Below are 19,906 nucleotides of genomic sequence, written 5' to 3' on the forward strand. Positions count from 1 at the left end.
GGCTTAATTATAACCAGTTTACAGGTTTAACCAAGAACTTTATCGACCAGGCAGCTTTTTCCAGCTCACCTCATCCCTTACATACACCGGTTCGGCTTGATCAGCACTGACAAAGAGCCCTTGCACATAAGCAATTTGCGCCAGGCTGAGCATATCCTGTGCCGAAGGATACAAAATATCATTGGCAATCCTGGCCTGCTGGGCCTGCTGCAACGCGTTGGCATAGGTTTGCCAGCCGGTACCCACCGCAATCACCTCTCCCGTCAGGCCAAGCGGCGAAAGTTGTTCTGGTTTTACCGCCTGTTCCGCACTTAATTGCCGTAATACACCGTCAGAGTCACAGCTGAAACTGGCCAGATACACCTCCGCCATCCGGGCATCAATGGCGGCAACGATTTGTCTGGCCTGATATAGCCGCACCGCAGCCTGGGCCATAGCTGCCAGGGTAGAGATACCGTATACCGGTAAATCAGCGCCAAACGCCAGACCCTGTGCCACCGACACGCCAATCCGGACACCGGTAAAACTACCGGGCCCACGGCCAAACACAATGCCATCCAGCGCATGTAAACTAAGCCCTGCATCTGCCAGGATGCTATCAATCATTGGCAGCACCCGTTTACTATGTTGCTGTGGACAGACTTCGTCCAAGGCAATAATCGTGTTCTGATGCAGCAGTGCCACTGAACATGCTTCAGTTGAGGTATCTAATGCCAGTAACTTCACCTTATTGTTCCTGTCTGGTTTGTTGTAAAAACGCCACCGCATCATCAAGAGAACGACTACGACGCATCGGCGGTAAGCTTTTCAAAAATACACTGCCATAAGGCCGGGTTACCAGTCGGTTATCACAAATAACCAGTACGCCGCGGTCGGTGACATCCCTTATCAGCCGCCCTACTCCCTGCTTTAAGGTAATTACCGCCTGTGGCAACTGCACGGTGCTAAAGGGGTCTAAGCCGCGACGCTGGCAGTCTTCGCTGCGCGCCTGCAACAGCGGGTCATCAGGGGATGCAAACGGCAGTTTATCAATAATCACGCAGCTGAGGGTATCTCCGCGTACATCCACCCCTTCCCAGAAACTACCTGTGCCGAGCAGCACGGCATTATCCAGCGTCACAAACTGCTCCAGCAGTAAGCGTTTCCCTGTGCTGCCCTGCACCAGTACGGGCTGACTAATATGCTCAGGAAGTGCCGATGCCATCCACTGCAACATCCGATGGCTGGTAAATAAGAAAAAGCAGCGTCCGTTGTTAGCTTTAATCAGCTTTACTGCTAACGCCAGTAACGCTGGCCCCATTTGCTGCTGATGAGGTTCGGGTAAATAACGCGGCAGGCAAAGCATGGCCTGACTGGCGTAATCAAAGGGGCTTTCAAGCAGCAGGGTTTGCGCATCGTCCAGTCCCATCTGAGCGGTATAGTGGCTGAAACCTTCATTTACTGACAAGGTGGCAGATGTGAAAATCCAGCTCCGCTTGTCGGCTGCTACTATCGCCTTAAAGCGCGCGGCAATACTTAACGGGGTTAAATGCAAACTGACATGCAACCGAGTGGTTTCATACCATAGACTTACCCCGGTTTGCTGTAAATCCTGCATTTTCAACAACCGGTTTTTCAACTGCGCCAGCCGTTCAAATACACTGTCTACCGTGTCACTGCGGCCCAGGCTGCCTTTCAATACCTGATACAGCATATCCATTGCATCATTAACCCGGGTCAGTGCGGTTTGCATTGGCGTTTGCTGCACTAAATCGCGCCAGTTACCGCGGCTTGGCTCGGCGCTGAACACTAAGCGCCAGTCGCGAACTAAACTGGCCAGCTTTTCAGCCACTTTTACTAATTGCGGATGGTCGCGTAACTCTGATTTGCAAGCCAGCTCCAGATCGCGACATAAATCCAGCAGCAAACGACTTGAAACCTGCTCGCCAAAATAGTCACTGGCGATATCAGGAAGTTGATGCGCCTCATCAAAAATAATCACATCCATTTGCGGCAGCAACTCACCAAAGCCAGTGTCTTTTAAGGCCAGATCGGCAAAGAATAAATGATGGTTAACCACAACTAAATCGGCTGCCTGCGCATTTTTGCGGGCTTTCAGTAAATGGCAATCTTCATACACCGGACAATCTTTGCCAAGGCAGTTGTCCGTAGTACTGGTAACGTAGGGCAGCGCTTTTGAATCTTCCGCAATATAACTTAGCTCACCAATATCGCCAGACTGGGTCTCTGCAGACCATTTTTTGATCAGGCTTAAGTCCTGGATTAATTGCTCATCCTGTACCGGAACATGGTTATAATGTTGCTCTAAGCGGAACAAACATAAATAGTTTGCCCGGCCCTTTAACAGCGCAGTATGAATGGGGCTGGCCAGCGCCCGTTGCACTTTTGGTAAGTCACGCAAGAACAATTGCTCCTGCAGGTTTTTGGTTCCGGTCGACAGGATAACCTTTTTACCGGCAAGCAAGGCCGGTACCAGATAAGCATAGGTTTTGCCGGTGCCGGTGCCTGCTTCTACTACCAGCGTTGAATTAGCGCTAATAGCAGCGGCAACCGCTTCGGCCATCTGCAGCTGAGCAGCACGCGGATTAAAACCACTGATATTGCTGGCGAGCTTGCCTTTTACTGCAAACGCTGCCAGTACCTGCCTGGCCAGAGTACTAGTCATAGTTTTGCGAATACATCGTTTGGTAGGTAGATACTGGAATTCAAGATCGTCACTGCGGCGCCTGCACGTTAAAAGAGCGCTATTATGCCTTTTTCAGCAGAAAAAATCAGACAAAAATATCCAGATGACCATCTTTATCAACATGCTGATCTTCTTCCGGTGTGGTGTAGGGGGGCTCAGGATATTGCTCGTTCACGTTGCCCCGGCGTGGTGGCGGGCGGCGCAGGATCAGAAACTTCTGTTCGTGTTGTTTTATCGGACTTAACCTGGCTTCTTTAAATACCGGCACAACCTGTCTCGGATCAGGATCGACTGGCGTACCCGGTACACGTGGTATAAATGGCATAAAAGCATCCATAATTCCCCCCTGACAAAAGTCCCTGTTACTCTGACGTTAATTTATATATCGGCCTGACTAGCGATATCTTAAGCTACCAGTGCATTGACTATACAAGTTGAGCGCATTTTAACCTTTAAATTCACGTTTCCGCGAAACATTAAAAAAATAAATTCATTTATTTTTTTAACAACCAAATAATAATGCTTAAATATCATATCATTGCGATTTTTCACCGCTGCTCGTATTTTGCTGAGCACCCTTGCGCTTTTGCCGCTTCACAGGTAACTTGTATAACATATTAATTCGCAAGAAAGACAAAAATGCTAAACGTTATCGCGCTGCACCATCATCACAGGTACTAGCCGTCCGAAATTTCGGAGGGCAGAGGTCTGGCGCTCCGGTGGTAACGTAACAAAAACCCCGAGCTCAGGCCCGGGGTTTTTGTTTATTAATGTATTTATTTTTTCAGATATCGTCATGGAGACCATTATGAGTCCGGCAACAGAAAGTAAACGTTTACGTATCGCTATGCAGAAATCTGGCCGTTTATCGGTTGATTCTCAGGCTCTATTTACCAGTTGCGGTTTAAAAATCAACCTGCGTGAGCAGCGGCTGATTGCCCATGTTGAGAATATGGATATTGATATCCTGCGGGTTCGTGATGACGATATCCCGGGCCTGGTGATGGACGGTGTATGTGATTTAGGCATCGTCGGTGAAAACGTGCTTGAAGAAGAATCGCTGCAACGGCAGCTGGATAATGACAGTTTCGACTACACCGTGTTAAAACGACTCGATTTTGGTGGCTGTCGCTTATCAATAGCAATACCCCAGGAAGATGAATATCAGGGCCCGGCGTCACTTGCCGGTAAAACCATTGCCACAACGTATCCAAGACTGCTGGGCCGCTATTTAAAGCAGCAAGGTATTCAGGCCCGGGTTGTTAATTTAAAAGGCTCTGTTGAAGTGGCCCCCCGCGCTGGTTTAGCTGATGCAATCTGTGATTTAGTGTCAACTGGCGCCACGCTTGAAGCTAACGGCTTAAAAGAAGTGGATGTCATTTACCGCAGTAAGGCTGTGCTGATCCAGCGTAAAGCGTTAACCGACAGCAAGCAGCTAAAACTGATCGCCAAGCTGATGCCGAGAATTAATGGCGTAATGCAGGCCAATGAAAGCAAATATATTATGCTGCATGCGCCCCGCACTAAACTGGATGAAGTGATTGCCTTGCTGCCTGGTGCAGAAAACCCGACCATGCTGCCACTGGCTGGCAACGACAGTATGGTAGCGATCCACGTGGTAAGCAGCGAAACCCTGTTCTGGGAAACCATGGAACAATTAAAAGCACTGGGCGCCAGCTCTATTTTAGTGTTGCCGATTGAAAAAATGATGGAGTAACTATGGCAAATTCTATGGCGACTACTTCGGCTACCCTGATTAACTGGCCACAGTTATCGGCCAAAGAACAGCTATTGGCATTGGCCCGGCCGGATCTCGCTGACTCGGCTGGTTTAACTGAGCAGGTGCGTGCCATTATTAACACCGTAAGACAGCAAGGTGATAATGCACTTCGGGCCTATAGCCAGCAGTTTGATGGTCTAGATAATAATGCGTTGCAATTAAGTGAGCGTAAAAAACAAGCTGTGCTGGCGACCTTATTACCTGCACGCAAAGCTGCCATCGAATTGGCCTATGATAATATTCGTAAATTTCACGCTGCGCAGTTACCACGGGATATTAGCGTAGAAACCAGCGCCGGTGTGCAGTGTCAGTTAAAAAGCCGGGCCATCGGTGCGGTAGGGCTGTATATCCCGGGCGGCAGTGCCCCGCTGCCCTCTACCGTCTTAATGCTAGGGGTGCCCGCGCAACTGGCGGGATGTCCACGGTCAGTGCTGGTAACGCCACCAGGCAAACCCGCAGCTGATGATATTGCCCCGGAAATTTTGTACGCGGCTGAGCTGTGCGGTATCACTGAAATTTATACTATTGGTGGCGCACAGGCTATAGCTGCCCTGGCCTATGGTACTGAAAGCATAGCCAAGGTAGATAAAATTTTTGGCCCGGGCAATCGCTATGTTACCGAGGCAAAACAACAGGTAAGCCAGGATGTCAGAGGTGCGATGATTGATATGCCAGCCGGCCCCTCAGAGGTGTTGGTGCTGGCAGACAAAAGTGCTAATCCTGCTTTCGTGGCGGCCGACCTACTCTCTCAGGCTGAACATGGCCCGGACTCGCAAGTGATTTTAGTCAGCGATAGCATGGTACTTATTGAGACCGTACAGGCCGAAGTAGCACTGCAACTGGCGCAGTTACCGCGTAAAGACATTGCTGCAGCCGCGCTGAGTCACAGCCGTTATATTTTAACTGCGGATTTGGCTCAGGCCGTGGCGGTTACTAATGCCTATGCACCAGAGCACTTAATTGTGCAAACTGCCAATGATGATGCGCTGATAGACCAGTTTGACAGTGCCGCCAGTATTTTTGTCGGACAATGGACACCAGAGTCGGCTGGCGACTACGCCAGCGGCACCAACCATGTGCTGCCGACTTATGGTTACAGTAAAACTGTATCAAGCTTGTCTTTAACTGATTTTTATCGGCGCTATACGGTTCAGACGTTGTCGGCCAGCGGCATGCGCAATATCGGCCCGGCAATCGTGACACTGGCCGAAGCAGAAAGCCTGCAAGCTCATGCCAATGCGGTAAGGTTGCGCCTGGCAGCACTAGACGAGACAGCAGCGCTAAACACAATTATTGGCGGAGATAACGTATGACAGAGCAAAATGGTTCTGCAGTAAATACCCTGGCCAGAAAGCTCGTTAAAGATCTGGTGCCCTACGCATCGGCCCGCAGCAGTATGAGTGGTGGCGCCGTTTGGCTGAATGCCAATGAAAACGCGTTGGCACCGGCGTATCAACTTGACGGTACCTTTAACCGGTATCCTTCATGTCAGCCAAAAGCCGTAATTAACGCCTATGCCGCATATGCCGGGGTCAAAAGCGAACAGGTGCTGGTTAGCCGTGGGGCAGACGAGGGCATTGAGCTTCTGATCCGCAGTTTTTGCGAACCAAACACTGATAGTATTACCATCTGTCCGCCAACATATGGCATGTATGCGATAAGTGCCCAAAGTCACCAGACTGCAGTAAACAAGGTGTTGCTACTAAACAGTGAACGGCTGGATCTGGATGGCATTTTTGCTACCAACCCCAAGCTGGTGTTTATTTGCAGCCCGAATAACCCTACCGGTGATGTGATCCCGCACGAACAAATTATTGCCGTGCTGGAGCATTTTAAAAACAGCGCTCTGGTGGTGGTAGACGAAGCTTACATTGAATTTGTACCAGAAGCCTCAGTTGCGCCGTTATTAAACCGCTACCCGCATTTAGTGGTACTGCGCACCCTGTCCAAAGCCTTTGGTCTGGCCGGTCTGCGCTGCGGTTTCACTCTGGCCAACCCCGATGTGATTAACGCACTGAGAAAGATGATAGCGCCCTACCCGATTGCTGAGCCTGTAGCGCAAATTGCCGCCCAGGCGCTGTCCGCAGCAGGCATTGCCCAAATGAAACAAAGTGTGGCGACAATTAATACCCTACGCAGCGACTTTATCAAGCTGGCCAGTACCCTGCCAGGCGTGCTAAAAGTGTGGCCCAGCAACGCCAACTATGTGTTATTGCAAGTGGCAGATGCCGCAGACTGTGTCAACGCGCTGATCGATGCCGATATTTTGATCCGCAATCAATCCAGCCAGCTGGGGTTAACGCAGGTGGTAAGGGTGTCAATCGGCAGCCCCGACGAAATGCAGCGCCTGACAACGGCGATGCAGCAGTATTTTTTAACCAATCAGCAAATAAAGAGAGAACATGCATGAGTGGCCAGCCTATATTATTTATTGACCGCGACGGCACCATGGTGGAAGAGCCGCCAATCGACAAACAACTCGACAGTCTGGAGAAGCTCGCGTATGAACCTGATTTGGTTCCAGCGTTGCTGAAGCTGCAGGCTGCGGGCTACCGACTGGTTATGGTAACCAACCAGGATGGTTTGGGTACCTCAAGCTTTCCCCGTGATACCTTTGATGCGCCGCACAACAAAATGATGCAGCTGCTTACCTCACAGGGCATTGTTTTTGACGACGTGCTGATTTGTCCCCACTTTGACCAGGACAACTGCAGCTGCCGTAAACCAAAGCTGGGGCTGGTTAAAGACTATCTGCAGCAGGGCAAAATCGATTTTACCAATTCTTACGTGATTGGCGACCGTTTGACCGATGTGCAACTGGCCGACAATATGGGCTTGCCATCGTTTCAGTACAATCGGCAAACCCTGGGCTGGGCTGACATAGCAAAACAATTATTAAGCCGGGGACGTCAGGCCAGTGTACGCCGGACTACCCGCGAAACCGATATTGAGATCAGTGTTGATCTGGATAGCAGCGGTAACAACAGTTTTAATACCGGGGTCGGCTTTTTTGACCATATGCTGGAGCAGATTGCCACTCACGGTGGCTTTTCGCTGCAGGTAAGGGTTGAAGGCGATTTACATATTGATGATCACCACAGTGTTGAAGATACCGCACTGGCGCTGGGCCAGGCATTGAAGCAAGCGCTGGGCAATAAACGGGGAATTAACCGCTTCGGTTTTGTGTTGCCTATGGACGAATGCCGGGCCGAATGTATCCTCGATTTATCGGGCCGGCCGCTGTTTAAATTCGACGCTGACTTAGGTGAAGGCAGTGTTGGCGGTTTGAATCTGGAAATGGTGCCGCACTTTTTCCGCTCCATCAGCGATGCCATGCTGATCAGCCTGCACTTGTCGGTTTCCAGTGGTAATAAGCACCATATGGTAGAGGGGCTGTTTAAAGCCTTTGGCCGGGCGTTGCGCCAGGCAATTACCGTATCTGGCGAAGCGTTGCCAAGCTCAAAGGGAGTGCTGTAATGCAACTGGTTATTGTTGATACCGGCTGCGCCAATATCAGCTCAGTGTATTTTGCGTTTAAACGTTTAGGCATTGACGCCACCATCAGTCGTGATGCAGCCGTTATTAAAGCCGCCGCCAAGGTGGTGTTGCCCGGTGTTGGCACCGCCCATAATGCCATGGCACAACTGCAGCATCGCGAACTTATCGAGACGCTGCAAGGTTTACAGCAACCATTGCTGGGGATTTGCTTAGGTATGCAAATGTTAACCAGCCATAGTATGGAAGGTGACGTGCCCTGCCTGGATCTGATCCCAGGGACGGTATTACCGATGCAAAGTGCTGGTTTGCGCCTGCCGCATATGGGCTGGAATACCTTACATAACATCAGCAGCCACCCGATATTAAAGGGCTTTAGCAGCAGCGATTACTTATATTTTGTGCACAGCTTTGCCGCAGCTCCCAGTGAGTATTCGCTGGCGTTGTGTCACTACGGCAGTGATTTTTCAGCGGTTATTGGCAAAGACAACGTAGCAGGCGCCCAGTTTCACCCGGAACGTTCCGGGAAAACCGGCGCCCGCTTATTACAGAATTTTCTGGAGTGGCAGTTGTGATTATCCCGGCAATAGATTTAATTGATGGCACCGTAGTAAGGCTTTATCAGGGGCGCTACGACAGCACCACTGAGTATCAATTCAGCCCACTTACGTTACGTAATAACTATGCTCAGGATGGCAGCGACTGGTTGCATATTGTTGATTTATCCGGTGCCAAAGACGCCAGTAAACGACAGCTGGCACTGTTAACCGAGCTGATGACGGCCTCGCCTTTACATATTCAGGTGGGTGGCGGCGTTCGCAGCGAGCAAGATGTGGTTGATTTACTCGATGCGGGTGCTGGCCGGGTGGTTATCGGCAGCCTTGCCATTCGTCAGCCAGAGCTGGTGCAAAGCTGGATCCGTAAGTACGGTGGCGAACATATTGTATTGGCCCTTGATGTTGCCATTAACGACAAGGGTGAAAAAACGCTGCCCTCCCATGGCTGGATTGAACAATCGTCGATTACCTTGGAACAGGTGCTGGACCAGTATATTGCTGCAGGTGCCAGGCACGTGTTATGCACCGATATCAGCCGTGATGGCACGCTAAGTGGCTCTAATGTCGGATTGTACCGTGAACTTACGGCACATTATCCACAAATACAATGGCAGGCCTCTGGCGGAATAGGTTCGTTGAATGACATCAAAGCATTGATTGGCAGTGGTGTGGCAGGCGTTATTCTTGGGCGTTCGCTACTCGAAGGTAAATTCAGCCTGAAGGAGGCCATTGCATGCTGGCAAAACGGTTAATCCCCTGTTTAGATGTACGTGATGGCAAAGTGGTTAAAGGTGTGCAGTTTCGTAACCATGAAATCATTGGTGATATTGTGCCTTTGGCTCAGCGCTATGCCGAAGCCGGCGCCGATGAACTGGTTTTTTATGACATTACCGCCTCCAGCGATGGCCGGGTAGTGGATAAAAGCTGGGTGCGGCGGATTGCCGAGGTAATCGATATTCCGTTTTGTGTCGCTGGCGGGATCAAAAGTGTGGTTGACGCCGGTAAGATCCTGGAAATGGGTGCGGATAAAATATCTGTTAACAGCCCTGCCCTGGCCCGGCCGGAATTGATTAGCGAGCTTAATCATATTTTTGGACAACAATGTGTGGTGGTGGGTATCGACAGCTTTTTTGATGTCGCCTCAGGTCAGTACCAGGTATACCAGTTTACCGGTGATGAAAACCGCACTCAGAAAACCCGCTGGCTTACCCGTGATTGGGTAGAGGAAGTGCAGCAGCGTGGTGCCGGTGAGATAGTGCTCAATTGCATGAATCAGGATGGCGTGCGTCAGGGGTATGATATTGCCCAGTTAAAAAGCATCAGGGATATCTGTAAGGTGCCATTAATTGCCAGTGGCGGTGCCGGTACCATGCAGCATTTTAGTGACGTGTTTGAAAAAGCCGATGTTGATGGCGCGCTGGCTGCCAGTGTATTTCACAAAGCAATTATTGAGATTGCCGCGCTAAAAGCGAAATTAATAGCCGATGGTATCAGTATCAGGCCCTGACGTCGTAAATAAGGTTACTTATGAACAAAGATACAATTAATCAACTTAGCTGGCCCGAAAACCAGTTACTGCCGGCAATAGTGCAGCACGCCGTTTCCGGCAAAGTGCTGATGCAGGGTTATGTGAACCCGGCAGCACTTGAACACACATTCCAAAGCGGCCAGGTCACCTTTTACAGTCGCAGCAAGCAGCGGCTGTGGACCAAAGGCGAAAGCTCAGGTAATACTTTGCAGCTGGTTAGCATTGCCAGCGACTGCGATAGCGATAGCATTTTGGTGCTGGCCCTGCCCCAGGGGCCTACTTGCCATGTCGGCACTGAAACCTGCTGGCATGACAATACTGCCAATAGTCCTCAGCTCAGTTTTTTATATGATTTAGAGCAAGTGATCCAAAGCCGCGAAGGCGCCGATCCTGCAAGCAGCTACACTGCCAGCCTGTTTGCTAAAGGCGTAAAACGAATAGCACAGAAAGTAGGCGAAGAAGGCGTAGAGTCTGCGCTGGCAGCGATGGCTGGCGATAGAGAAGAGCTGGCGAATGAAGCAGCTGATTTAATTTTTCACCTGCTGGTTTTACTGCGCAGCCAGAAACTTGAACTGAATGATGTGGTAAAAGTACTGCAACAGCGCCATAAGTAAACGTAATGCATCAGGGAAGTGCTTAAGTTGCCAGGCACTTCCCTGTGTTTTTTAATCTATCGCCATCCAATGCTGTACCGCTGAGGCCAATTCATCCGGGTGAAACTTAGCAATAAACTGGTCGGCCCCTACCTTTTTCACCATGGCTTCGTTAAATACCCCGCTTAACGATGAATGCAACACAATATGCACATTCTTCAGATGCTCATGAGCTTTCACTTCAGCCGTAAGGGTATAGCCATCCATCTCAGGCATTTCAATATCCGAAATCAGCAGTGGTACCTGCTCGGATATATCGCCGCCCAACTCTGCAGATTTCGCCAGCAACCAATTAAGCGCCAGACGACCATCATTGACCAGCTCAACATTAATACCAATCGAACTTAACGCCCGCTTCACCTGATTCCGCGCCACCGCGGAGTCATCCGCGACCAGAACAGTAAGCTTAGACAGATCGCGTTCTGATTTTCGTTGCTTAATGGTTTCGCTTACTTCCTCATCAGGCGGTGAAATCTCAGCAAATACTTTTTCGACATCCAGGATCTGGATCAGTTTATCGTCCAGCTGAGTTACTGCCGTCAGGTAGTGATTGCGACCAGCGCCTTTCGGCGGCGGCATAATTTGCTCCCAGTTAATATTAACGATGCGATCAATACCACCAACCAGAAACCCCTGAGTGGTGCGGTTATATTCTGTGACCAGAATATAGGCTTTACTTAAATCTTCAATTGCCTTACCGCCCGTCGCTTTACTTAAATCGATAACGGTTACCGGCGTACCCCGCAAATGAGCAATACCCCGGACATGGGCATTGGCGCCGGGCATATCGGTTAACTGTGGACACTGGATAACTTCCCGTACCTTAAATACGTTAATGCCATAAGGTTGCTGACCGGTTAAACGGAAAATCAATAATTCCAGACGGTTTTGACCAACAATATTTGTTCTCTGGTCTACCGAACTCATTAATGAACTCATTGTGCTTCCTCACTGCAACCTGGGTTGCGTTAAAATCAAGTCTCAAATTTTGAGCTAACGGTCACCAGTGACTCGGAAAGAACCCGCAAATCATCGGATATACCATGCACACTCAATTGCAGGCTCTTGGTTTGAGCAAAGGACCCTATCATTTTAGCGGTATTACTGGCGATTTGCTCAGCCACCATCGTTTGCTCTTCCGTTGCAGCAGCAATTTGTGCGTTCAACATACTAATTTGCTGAACTTCCTGATTAATCTGCTCAATCGACGTACCGGCATCTGCCGCCAGACTGGCAGAGTGTTCCGCATTACTTACCGCCTGGCTCATAATACTGACCGCACCACTGACATTATCGTTAAGTTGCCGCAATACTTCCTGCACCATGGTAACGGATTTGGCCGTCTTCGACGATAAGTTGCGTACTTCATCGGCCACGACCGAAAAGCCTCTGCCATGCTCACCGGCTCTGGCCGCTTCTATCGCGGCATTTAATGCCAGCAAATTAGTTTGATCCGCAATGTCATTGATACTTTTCAGAATTTCAGTGACATTTTTGGTCTTCTCTGCCAGCTCGGTAATAACATCCTGCGCATGCTTTATTTCATCTGACAACCCCTGAGAGTATTTTACCGCATGGCTGGTTTTATCCAGGCCCAGCTTGGCCAGTTCGTTTGCTTTACCCGCCCCGCTGGCCGCATCATTGGCCGACCGACTGATATCCTGCACCGACAATTGCATCTCCGCCATACTATGGCTAACGGTTTCAGAATTATCAGACTGTTCCAGAGTCATCTTCTCCATGGTACTCATACCTGAAGCCAGATCTTTGGCGCTGCGATTTAATGGCTCGATTGTTTTGGCCAAATCGTTAAAAGAGGTCTGTAACATCTGAATAAACAAGTTAAATTGCTTAGCCACCACGCCAAGTTCATCGTTGCCGGTTACCGGTAATCGACTGGCCAGATTGCCCTTACCACTGGCCAACTCTGACAGCGATAGCCCCAGTGTTTTCGCTGAGTTACTGATCCTGCTGGCAATAAAGTGTCCCAGGCCAGCAGTGAGTATAATCAACACGCTACCTAATGCTAAAATAACGGTTAACGCCAACTCCATATTGCCAGACATATCTTCAATAGCTTGTGAGAAACGTTCGTCGGCCTGTTGTTCGAACTGAGCAAAGCGAGTGTTCAAGCTTTCAAATTGCTCGGTCTTCGTGGCGACGCTTGCCTGAATTTTCGAAAAGTCTACGTTACCATCGATAAATTGCTGGGCAATACCGCCCGCCAGACTGGCGTAGTTCCCGGCATCTTGCTGCAAATTTTCCAAAAATTGCTGCTGCGTGGGGTTAAGCGTTTTTAGCCGGTTCAGGTTCTGCTGCAATTTGGTACTATGTTGCTGCGCAGTAGCCAGTAAATCGGGATCAGATAAAGTAACGGCCTGGGTAAAAAATTCATCCAGAGAGTTAAAACCTGAATGAACCTGAGACGCCAGCTTCGACGTTTCATACATATAGTCACGCATACTCTGGGTGGTGGCATTATTTTTTGCAGTAAAAAACACGCTAACCGCCACTACGGTTGAGAATGCGATAACTGCCAGGCCAATTACCAGCCAGATTTTCATCACTATCGACATATTCTTCATAAAAACCTTCTGTTTACCGGCGCCAGAATTAATTAACTTATAGTTAATTAAGGGTCAGGACAACTTTAACTCCATCTGTTACGCTGGCAACATCAACATAGCCAATCGCATTCGGGTTCTGGGTAACATGCTCAATTACTGCAGCTTCCGTTGCTAATTCAAGCGGAGGCGTACCTTTGCCAGTAAATATCAGTTTTGACCAATGCGCTTTTAACTGAGCAGAGGACCGTCCCACGCCCTTTTCATCAAACTGGCTGCGAAGTGGCGAACTCTCTGCCAGGTTTACTGCATTCAACGCGGATGAGCGACCGGTATAGAGCCGGGTCAGTTCATCAGTTGTCAGGGTTGAGTTGTTGGCCGGATTTACAATAACGGCAATATCCGCGGTAGCTGGCAACGCACTAACCGCGCCGGCAACGACAAGCATAGTGACTATTAATCTGTTTAACATAAAGACTCCTTAAAAAACCAAGTCGACACCAAAGGCCAGAACACCATTACGCTGGTCTGTGGTTTGAAGATCTTCTGAACTGAACTGTGCTTTAAAGGCTGCCGAAGGATGGAAGTCATATCGAAAACCGACATTCCAGGTACTGGCATCACGTTCCTGGCTTGCTACCAACCCCTGCAATGGCACTAACAGTTGTGGAGGTAACACGTTGCTGTAGGGCTGATAAATGCTGACTACTGCATCATTGTTTTCGCGTTCATAGGAAATATAAGGAGTAAAACTATTAAAACGTTTGCCAATAGAGGCGTACCAGTTTTTCTGAGTAGCAATAAAACTGTTTTCGACTTCAACTCTGGTAAATTCAGCTACTGCTATCCAGTTGCTATCATCAAAAGTCAGGCCCACGCCGATAAAATTAGAGCTTTCGTCGTCAATATCAACCGCTTCAACAACCGGCGTCAGGCCATTGGCGTTAAGTGCCTGATATAAATTTCCGACAGTAAAACCCGGTGCCAGGGTTACTGGCGCCGTATCTATGCTGGTTTTACCGGCAAGATAGGCAAAACGGGCACTTAGCGAGTCTTTTGCCAGCTCCCAGGTGATACCTGTAATAGTGTCAATGCTGGCGTTTACTGAGTTGCCGCTTAGCGTGGCGTCGCCATCGTAGCTACCAAAAATCAGTTGCAAGGTTGAGTCGACACTACCCAACTGAGCCGTCCGGTAAAACGTCAGCCCCTCAATAGTGTCAAAACCCAGGCCGTACACACCTTGTGGCACCCGCAGCCAATCATAAGCATAGCCGACGTCTTTAAAGTCAGAATATTTATAAAATGGTGTGCGCAGCCTACCGGCATTAATTGTCATATTATCAGTGAGCTGATAACTGATAAACGCCCACTCGAAGCCAACATCAAAATCGTCCCGGCCCCGCCCAAGCAGCTGCGCTGTTACGGACAGCTTTTCACCTAAATCAGATTTGATCTGCAAGGCAATCAAACTTTCATTTTTAAAATCAATGGTATCGTCATAACCATACAATTGCTCATCACTGCCGGTTGTCATTCCAGCCTTGATTGAGGCAAAACCATTAATAGACGTGTCAGCGGATACGGCGGCGGGAGCCAGAATAACTGCAAGTGACAGGACGAGTAGACTTTTTCTCATTATTACCTCACTGAACTATTTATGCGCTGTGCCCAAGCTCGCGCACTATCAACGCTTTAAAGTGTAATTACCGGAATGAAACCATTACTTTAGTTTAATTTTACCATCATCTTGTACAGAGTAGGCTATAAAATGCGAAATTGGCATCAGACTCAGTTAACTTTAATCTGAATTAACTCAATTTGCCGAAAGCATCGAACAAAGCAACACCTCGAGAGTTACGTTTGAAATAGCAAACTAGCTCATAAAACAGCACACTTAACGGATAAATCTGCAACCGGGTTTAGCGGTATCTTGACAAGCCGTATCCAGGCAACGAGTATAGTTGGGTCTTGCGTACCATACGCGTTTAAAAGCTAAAAAAATAAAAGAGAAATCATGAAAAAATCTTTACTGATACTAGCGTTTGCCAGCAGTGTTGCTCTGGCCGATGAGGGCATGTGGATGCCACAACAACTGCCTGATATTGCTGATGAATTAAAAGCTGCCGGCTTAGAACTTGACCCGGCCAACCTGACTAAGCTTACCGAGTTTCCGATGGCAGCCATTGTCAGCCTTGGTGGCTGTTCTGCCTCATTTATCTCACCGAACGGCTTGGTGGTTACTAACCATCACTGTGTTTACAACAGCATTGCGCACAACTCCACTCCGGATAACGACCTGCTGGCCAATGGCTTTCTCGCTGCAAATATGACTGATGAAGTGCCCGCTGCGCCAGGCAGCAGAGTTTATGTTACCAAAGCAGTAGATAATGTGACGGCCCAGGTTATTGATGACAAAACAGCCAAACTTAGCGGTAAGCAACGGATTGATGCGATTGAAACAAACCAGAAGCAGTTGATAGCACAGTGCGAGCAAGACGAGGGACACCGCTGCCGGGTAGCTGCTTATTATGGCTCTCTGGAGTATTATTTAATCAAACAGCTGGAAATTAAAGATGTACGTCTGGTGCATGCTCCCGCTGAAGGCGTTGGTAAATTTGGCGGCGACACTGATAACTGGATGTGGCCGCGTCATACCGGCGACTATGGCTTTTTAAGAGCCTACGTAAGCCCGGAAGGTAAGTCTGCCGATTATCATGTCGATAACGTCCCTTACCAACCAGATCATTACCTGAAGCTGGCAGCTGAAGGGCTGCAGGAAGGCGATTTTGTGATGGCATTGGGCTACCCCGGCCGCACTAACCGGCACCGGTTGCCATCGGAGGTAAGTGAAACTTTCGAGTGGAGCTACCCTAATACTGTGCAGCAGTTCAAAGACACCCTGGCTATTATTGACCGGGTAACCTCGACCAACAAAGATGCCGAGCTGAAATATGCCAGTCGGGTTGCAGGTCTTAACAATTATATGAAAAACCGCCAGGGCATGCTCGACAGTTTTGCACAAAGCGACTTCTTAGCGCGCAAACAAGCTGAGCATAAAGCGCTTAACGCATGGGTTAACAGCAGCCGAGACAATAAAAAAGCTTACGCTAAAGACCTGACCACCATTGATAAGCTGTTAGCAGAACAACACCGTAAGGCTCGCGCAGATTATGCTCTTAATAATGCCACGCCGCGCCTGCTGAATGTAGCACGCTCATTGTACCGGTTAGCTCAGGAAAGCACCAAGCCTGACACAGAGCGAAAAGCAGGTTACCAGCTGCGGGATATTCCACGCTTTAAAGCCTATGTCGCCGGTATGGAGCGTAACTTTGATGTCAGTGTCGAAAAAGCCCTGGACTTACATAATCTGACCAAGTATGTGGCATTACCGAAGCAGCAGCGCAATGCAGACTTTGATAATGCCCTGGGTATAAAAAGTAAGATGAGCCAAAGCGAGCTGATGGCGCTTATTGATAGCTGGTATGCCAAAACCGGTTTAACTGAGTTAACGAATCGTACCGCTTTAATTGAGTCTGAGCCGGCACAGTTCAGCCAGAGTGCAGATCCGTTTGTTATGGCGGCTGTTGCGCTTTATAAAAGTGATTTAAAACAGGAAGCGGAGGAAGAGCAGCTGGCAGGTAAAATCCAGCAGGCTTATGCCAGTTATATGCGGGCAAAAATGGCGTTTATGCAGTCCAAAGGACAAGCAGTGTACCCGGATGCCAACAGCACGTTACGGGTAACGTACGGTAATGTTAAAGGCCGCGCGCACGGTAACGAAGACGGCAATGCCTGGGCACCCTTTACTACGTTGCGAGGCATTACCGCCAAGGCAACTGGCGAGGGTGAATTTAATGCCCCGGCCGAACAGCTGGCAGCAATTAACGCCAAAAATTACGGCCCTTATCTGGTGCCAGCATTAAATTCGGTACCGGTTAATTACCTTGCTACGCTGGATATTACCGGCGGTAACTCAGGCTCAGCGGTATTAAACAGTAAAGCTGAGTTTGTCGGACTGGCGTTTGACGGCACCCTGGATTCTATTATTTCCGATTGGGATTATAACCCGGCCAATACCCGGTCAATTCAGGTAGATTTACGCTTTATGCTATGGCAGATGCAACAGGTTGATAACGCCACTGCACTGCTAAAAGAAATTGGTGTTAACTAGCCAGGTAAACTTGGCGCGGTAAATACGGTATTTTGTTAAAACCTCTGCCTGTCAGAGGTTTTTTATTGGAAAAAATTAGCCAATGCTGGTTAACCTTAACTTTAGCAGCTAAGATTAAAATTCCATGGATAAACACAGTAAGTATTTGCTTAAAGAATCCAGCTTAATTCAAATGCTTGATCCTCTGGCCGCTGACTGGAATAATTCGCAGCGCTCAGCCCCCGACAATGCCGCCAGCAAACTTGCGGCAGACATCAATGTTTCGCGTTTAAATACATTATTTGACCATTTTTTGCAGGCAATAGGTATTGCCATCGCCCTGGTTGGACTGGACGGTAAAATACTGGCTTCGTCAAAATGGCAACGTGCCTGTATTCAGTTTCACCGGGTTAATGAAACCAGTCGGCAGCGCTGTCATGAAAGTGATATCGACTTAGCCAGCAGAATGCAGCAGGGAAATAACTATGCGATCTATAAATGTCGCAATGGTTTAACCGATTGTGCAACACCGTTGGTGATAAACGAGGTGCATGTCGCTAATTTGTTTATCGGGCAATTTTTTCTGACCGAACCCGACTTAACTTTTTTCAGAGCGCAAGCAACCGAGCTTGGATTAGATCAGGAAGACTACCTCAGCGCCATAGCAGAAGTTCCGATAGTGGCAGAAGAAAAACTGCCAGCGCTGCTAAACTTACTTACCGCACTGGCCCAGCAGATCGCTGAGCTGAGTATGGTTAATCAGCGCTATGCCCGAACCATTAGTTCCGTAGAGCAACAAGTTTCCGAACGTACCCAGGAACTGGAGTTACAGAATCTGATATTAAGCCAGATAAGCCGGGGTGCCAGTCTGGCTACAATTTTAACCGATATGGTGCAACAAATTGAATTGCTGCACCCGCAAATGCGCTGCTCCGTGTTATTACTTGATGAAACGGGTCAATATTTGAAACATGGTGCGGCCCCCTCCCTGCCCGACTTTTATAACCAGCAAGTTGATGGCCTTGCTATTGGTATTGGCCAGGGTTCGTGTGGCACGGCCGCTTTTACCGGCGAACCGGTGATTGTTGAAAATATTGACAGTCATCCTTACTGGCAACCTTTTTTGCACTTAACACAAAGAGCAAAGCTGGCAGCATGCTGGTCACATCCTATAAAAAATGCTGAAGGTAAAGTTCTCGGTACTTTTGGTATTTATCATAACCAGCCTTGCCAGCCGACGACCAGCCAACGTCAGAAAATAGCCAATTACAGTAATCTGGCAGAGCTGGCTATCAGCCGCAGCATATCCTCAGAAAAAATTCGCCGGTTGGCATTTTACGACGCGTTAACCGGTTTACCAAACCGCCGGCTGCTGGAAGAGCGGCTGCAGTTCGCCATGTTAAATAGCAAACGTCACCACAGCTACAGTGCCATGATGTTCGTTGACCTGGATAACTTTAAACCCGTCAATGATTTATATGGCCATAAAACAGGTGATCAGGTGCTGTTACTGATTGGCGAACGGATCCGTAATGTTGTGCGGGAAGCTGATACCGTGGCCCGCTTCGGTGGTGATGAGTTTATTGTAGTACTGCATGACATTGGCAAATCAACAGCACATTGCCGGCAGCGCACTGAGCAGGTAGCGACTAAAATCGCGGCAACGATTAATGAACCACTGGTTATTGAGCGGGAACAAAAACTGAGCCACCAATGCAGCTGCAGCATCGGTCTGGTTATGTTCAATGGTGACCACACTTCAGCCGACGATTTGTTACGGCAAGCCGATGCAGCAATGTATATGGCAAAAAGCCAGGGTAAAGATCAGCTTTGCTGGTATCAGTCCTGAATGTGTCCTTTTAATAACCTGGCGGCAAGCCTTACAAAGTCTGATGAGGTTAATATTCCGACAATGCGATTGGCGCTATCGACCACCGGTAAGCAACCATGGCGATTGGTGACAAAAAAATCAGCAACGTCAGCCAGCGATTGCTCTGGCGTCACCGTGGCAAAATCAGTCGCCATTAATTCACTAACCAACAACTGCTTTTCTTTGCGTTCCAGTGCTACTGCACCGTACTGGGCCATTAAAGACATGACTTTGGCGATCATGATTTTCTGGGTTAACATCCCTACCAGCTCGCCACTGCTATCAATGACCGGGATATGCCGCACGTTTTTGCCGCGCATTAAATCATGAGCATCTTTTAAGCGGTCACTACGCAGCACACACAAAGGATCAGCTGTCATCAGTTCAGCGACGTGGGTCATTGTCATAATAAATATTCCTTTTAGGTCTGTCATCGCGGTGTTAATTACAGGTATAGCGAAAAATTGACGACCTTGCCTGATTCAGATCACGTTTTGAACCGGCTTACCCGGTTTAATTGAGCAAAACTGACCTATCAACAGCAGACATCGTTAAACTGGACAGGTTTGACATGAGTATTATTAATATAGCTGCGCGCATTAGCGCACTCAGCACATAAAGTG

The 19,906-nt window shown here is 48.7% G+C and carries 18 protein-coding genes; 10 read left to right on the top strand and 8 right to left on the bottom strand.

Annotated elements, in window-relative coordinates:
* Positions 1-39 precede the first annotated feature (39 nt).
* From tsaB to B2Q61_RS02415, 3 genes are all read right to left on the bottom strand, one after another.
* On the bottom strand, positions 40-726 hold the full coding sequence (gene tsaB / locus B2Q61_RS02405) for a tRNA (adenosine(37)-N6)-threonylcarbamoyltransferase complex dimerization subunit type 1 TsaB (protein ID WP_290621135.1): 687 nt from the start codon (positions 724-726) through the stop codon (positions 40-42).
* Position 727: 1 nt separating this feature from the next.
* Entirely contained in the window at positions 728-2,665 is a 1,938-nt protein-coding gene (locus B2Q61_RS02410; protein ID WP_290621134.1) for an ATP-dependent DNA helicase, read from the bottom strand.
* A 106-nt stretch (positions 2,666-2,771) separates the two neighbouring features.
* Positions 2,772-3,011 carry a hypothetical protein gene (locus B2Q61_RS02415; protein ID WP_290622008.1) on the bottom strand — a complete coding sequence of 80 codons (240 nt, stop codon included), beginning with the start codon at positions 3,009-3,011 and terminating at the stop codon, positions 2,772-2,774.
* Between the two features lie 483 nt (positions 3,012-3,494).
* Here B2Q61_RS02415 and hisG point away from each other — a divergent pair, with 483 nt between their 5' ends.
* The 8 genes from hisG to hisIE are packed head-to-tail and all read left to right on the top strand — an operon-like array spanning position 3,495 to position 10,660.
* On the top strand, positions 3,495-4,403 hold the full coding sequence (hisG, locus tag B2Q61_RS02420; protein WP_290621132.1) for an ATP phosphoribosyltransferase: 909 nt from the start codon (positions 3,495-3,497) through the stop codon (positions 4,401-4,403).
* 2 nt (positions 4,404-4,405) lie between these two features.
* Positions 4,406-5,779, top strand: coding sequence for a histidinol dehydrogenase (gene hisD / locus B2Q61_RS02425; protein WP_290621131.1), 1,374 nt, complete (start codon positions 4,406-4,408; stop codon positions 5,777-5,779).
* A complete protein-coding gene (gene hisC / locus B2Q61_RS02430) occupies positions 5,776-6,876 on the top strand; it encodes a histidinol-phosphate transaminase (protein WP_290621130.1) in 1,101 nt (366 codons plus the stop codon). The genes hisD and hisC overlap by 4 nt, the downstream gene beginning before the upstream one ends.
* The gene (gene hisB / locus B2Q61_RS02435; RefSeq protein WP_290621129.1) at positions 6,873-7,943 is read left to right on the top strand and encodes a bifunctional histidinol-phosphatase/imidazoleglycerol-phosphate dehydratase HisB; all 1,071 of its coding nucleotides are present in this window, start codon (positions 6,873-6,875) and stop codon (positions 7,941-7,943) included. The genes hisC and hisB overlap by 4 nt, the downstream gene beginning before the upstream one ends.
* A complete protein-coding gene (hisH, locus tag B2Q61_RS02440) occupies positions 7,943-8,536 on the top strand; it encodes an imidazole glycerol phosphate synthase subunit HisH (RefSeq protein ID WP_290621128.1) in 594 nt (197 codons plus the stop codon). The genes hisB and hisH overlap by 1 nt, the downstream gene beginning before the upstream one ends.
* Positions 8,524-9,270 carry a 1-(5-phosphoribosyl)-5-[(5-phosphoribosylamino)methylideneamino]imidazole-4-carboxamide isomerase gene (hisA, locus tag B2Q61_RS02445; RefSeq protein ID WP_290621127.1) on the top strand — a complete coding sequence of 249 codons (747 nt, stop codon included), beginning with the start codon at positions 8,524-8,526 and terminating at the stop codon, positions 9,268-9,270. Before hisH ends, hisA begins: the two co-directional genes overlap by 13 nt.
* Positions 9,252-10,025, top strand: coding sequence for an imidazole glycerol phosphate synthase subunit HisF (hisF, locus tag B2Q61_RS02450; RefSeq protein WP_290621126.1), 774 nt, complete (start codon positions 9,252-9,254; stop codon positions 10,023-10,025). The genes hisA and hisF overlap by 19 nt, the downstream gene beginning before the upstream one ends.
* A gap of 20 nt (positions 10,026-10,045) precedes the next feature.
* On the top strand, positions 10,046-10,660 hold the full coding sequence (gene hisIE / locus B2Q61_RS02455; RefSeq protein WP_290621125.1) for a bifunctional phosphoribosyl-AMP cyclohydrolase/phosphoribosyl-ATP diphosphatase HisIE: 615 nt from the start codon (positions 10,046-10,048) through the stop codon (positions 10,658-10,660).
* Between the two features lie 51 nt (positions 10,661-10,711).
* Here hisIE and B2Q61_RS02460 read toward each other — a convergent pair whose 3' ends face one another.
* Genes B2Q61_RS02460 through B2Q61_RS02475 form a run of 4 tightly spaced genes read right to left on the bottom strand, consistent with a single transcriptional unit; the run spans position 10,712 to position 14,899 of the window.
* A complete protein-coding gene (locus B2Q61_RS02460) occupies positions 10,712-11,638 on the bottom strand; it encodes a chemotaxis protein (protein ID WP_290621124.1) in 927 nt (308 codons plus the stop codon).
* 35 nt (positions 11,639-11,673) lie between these two features.
* Positions 11,674-13,284, bottom strand: coding sequence for a methyl-accepting chemotaxis protein (locus tag B2Q61_RS02465; RefSeq protein WP_290621123.1), 1,611 nt, complete (start codon positions 13,282-13,284; stop codon positions 11,674-11,676).
* A 43-nt stretch (positions 13,285-13,327) separates the two neighbouring features.
* Entirely contained in the window at positions 13,328-13,735 is a 408-nt protein-coding gene (locus B2Q61_RS02470) for a phosphate ABC transporter substrate-binding protein (RefSeq protein ID WP_290621122.1), read from the bottom strand.
* Positions 13,736-13,744: 9 nt separating this feature from the next.
* On the bottom strand, positions 13,745-14,899 hold the full coding sequence (locus tag B2Q61_RS02475) for a porin (protein WP_290621121.1): 1,155 nt from the start codon (positions 14,897-14,899) through the stop codon (positions 13,745-13,747).
* Between the two features lie 378 nt (positions 14,900-15,277).
* On the opposite strand from B2Q61_RS02475, the gene B2Q61_RS02480 reads away from it, so the two are divergent.
* Together B2Q61_RS02480 and B2Q61_RS02485 are read left to right on the top strand one after the other, a co-directional pair.
* The gene (locus B2Q61_RS02480) at positions 15,278-17,434 is read left to right on the top strand and encodes a S46 family peptidase (protein WP_290621120.1); all 2,157 of its coding nucleotides are present in this window, start codon (positions 15,278-15,280) and stop codon (positions 17,432-17,434) included.
* 124 nt (positions 17,435-17,558) lie between these two features.
* On the top strand, positions 17,559-19,262 hold the full coding sequence (locus B2Q61_RS02485; RefSeq protein WP_290621119.1) for a PocR ligand-binding domain-containing protein: 1,704 nt from the start codon (positions 17,559-17,561) through the stop codon (positions 19,260-19,262).
* Here the strand turns inward: B2Q61_RS02485 and B2Q61_RS02490 are convergent.
* Positions 19,253-19,690 carry an HPP family protein gene (locus tag B2Q61_RS02490; protein ID WP_290621118.1) on the bottom strand — a complete coding sequence of 146 codons (438 nt, stop codon included), beginning with the start codon at positions 19,688-19,690 and terminating at the stop codon, positions 19,253-19,255. The genes B2Q61_RS02485 and B2Q61_RS02490 overlap by 10 nt on opposite strands.
* Positions 19,691-19,906: the final 216 nt, after the last annotated feature.

The sequence above is a fragment of the Arsukibacterium sp. UBA5043 genome (assembly GCA_002415085.1).
Classification (GTDB): Bacteria; Pseudomonadota; Gammaproteobacteria; order Enterobacterales; family Alteromonadaceae; genus Alishewanella.

Bases quoted from the DNA above. Each gene is read 5' to 3' on its own strand.
- hisH (WP_290621128.1), top strand. From the start codon at position 7,943: ATGCAACTGGTTATTGTTGATACCGGCTGCGCCAATATCAGCTCAGTG.
- hisIE (WP_290621125.1), top strand. From the start codon at position 10,046: ATGAACAAAGATACAATTAATCAACTTAGCTGGCCCGAAAACCAGTTA.
- hisG (WP_290621132.1), top strand. From the start codon at position 3,495: ATGAGTCCGGCAACAGAAAGTAAACGTTTACGTATCGCTATGCAGAAA.
- B2Q61_RS02465 (WP_290621123.1), bottom strand. From the start codon at position 13,284: ATGAAGAATATGTCGATAGTGATGAAAATCTGGCTGGTAATTGGCCTG.
- hisC (WP_290621130.1), top strand. From the start codon at position 5,776: ATGACAGAGCAAAATGGTTCTGCAGTAAATACCCTGGCCAGAAAGCTC.
- B2Q61_RS02475 (WP_290621121.1), bottom strand. From the start codon at position 14,899: ATGAGAAAAAGTCTACTCGTCCTGTCACTTGCAGTTATTCTGGCTCCC.
- hisF (WP_290621126.1), top strand. From the start codon at position 9,252: ATGCTGGCAAAACGGTTAATCCCCTGTTTAGATGTACGTGATGGCAAA.
- B2Q61_RS02485 (WP_290621119.1), top strand. From the start codon at position 17,559: ATGGATAAACACAGTAAGTATTTGCTTAAAGAATCCAGCTTAATTCAA.
- B2Q61_RS02470 (WP_290621122.1), bottom strand. From the start codon at position 13,735: ATGTTAAACAGATTAATAGTCACTATGCTTGTCGTTGCCGGCGCGGTT.
- hisB (WP_290621129.1), top strand. From the start codon at position 6,873: ATGAGTGGCCAGCCTATATTATTTATTGACCGCGACGGCACCATGGTG.
- B2Q61_RS02415 (WP_290622008.1), bottom strand. From the start codon at position 3,011: ATGCCATTTATACCACGTGTACCGGGTACGCCAGTCGATCCTGATCCG.
- hisD (WP_290621131.1), top strand. From the start codon at position 4,406: ATGGCAAATTCTATGGCGACTACTTCGGCTACCCTGATTAACTGGCCA.
- B2Q61_RS02480 (WP_290621120.1), top strand. From the start codon at position 15,278: ATGAAAAAATCTTTACTGATACTAGCGTTTGCCAGCAGTGTTGCTCTG.
- B2Q61_RS02410 (WP_290621134.1), bottom strand. From the start codon at position 2,665: ATGACTAGTACTCTGGCCAGGCAGGTACTGGCAGCGTTTGCAGTAAAA.
- B2Q61_RS02460 (WP_290621124.1), bottom strand. From the start codon at position 11,638: ATGAGTTCATTAATGAGTTCGGTAGACCAGAGAACAAATATTGTTGGT.
- B2Q61_RS02490 (WP_290621118.1), bottom strand. From the start codon at position 19,690: ATGACAATGACCCACGTCGCTGAACTGATGACAGCTGATCCTTTGTGT.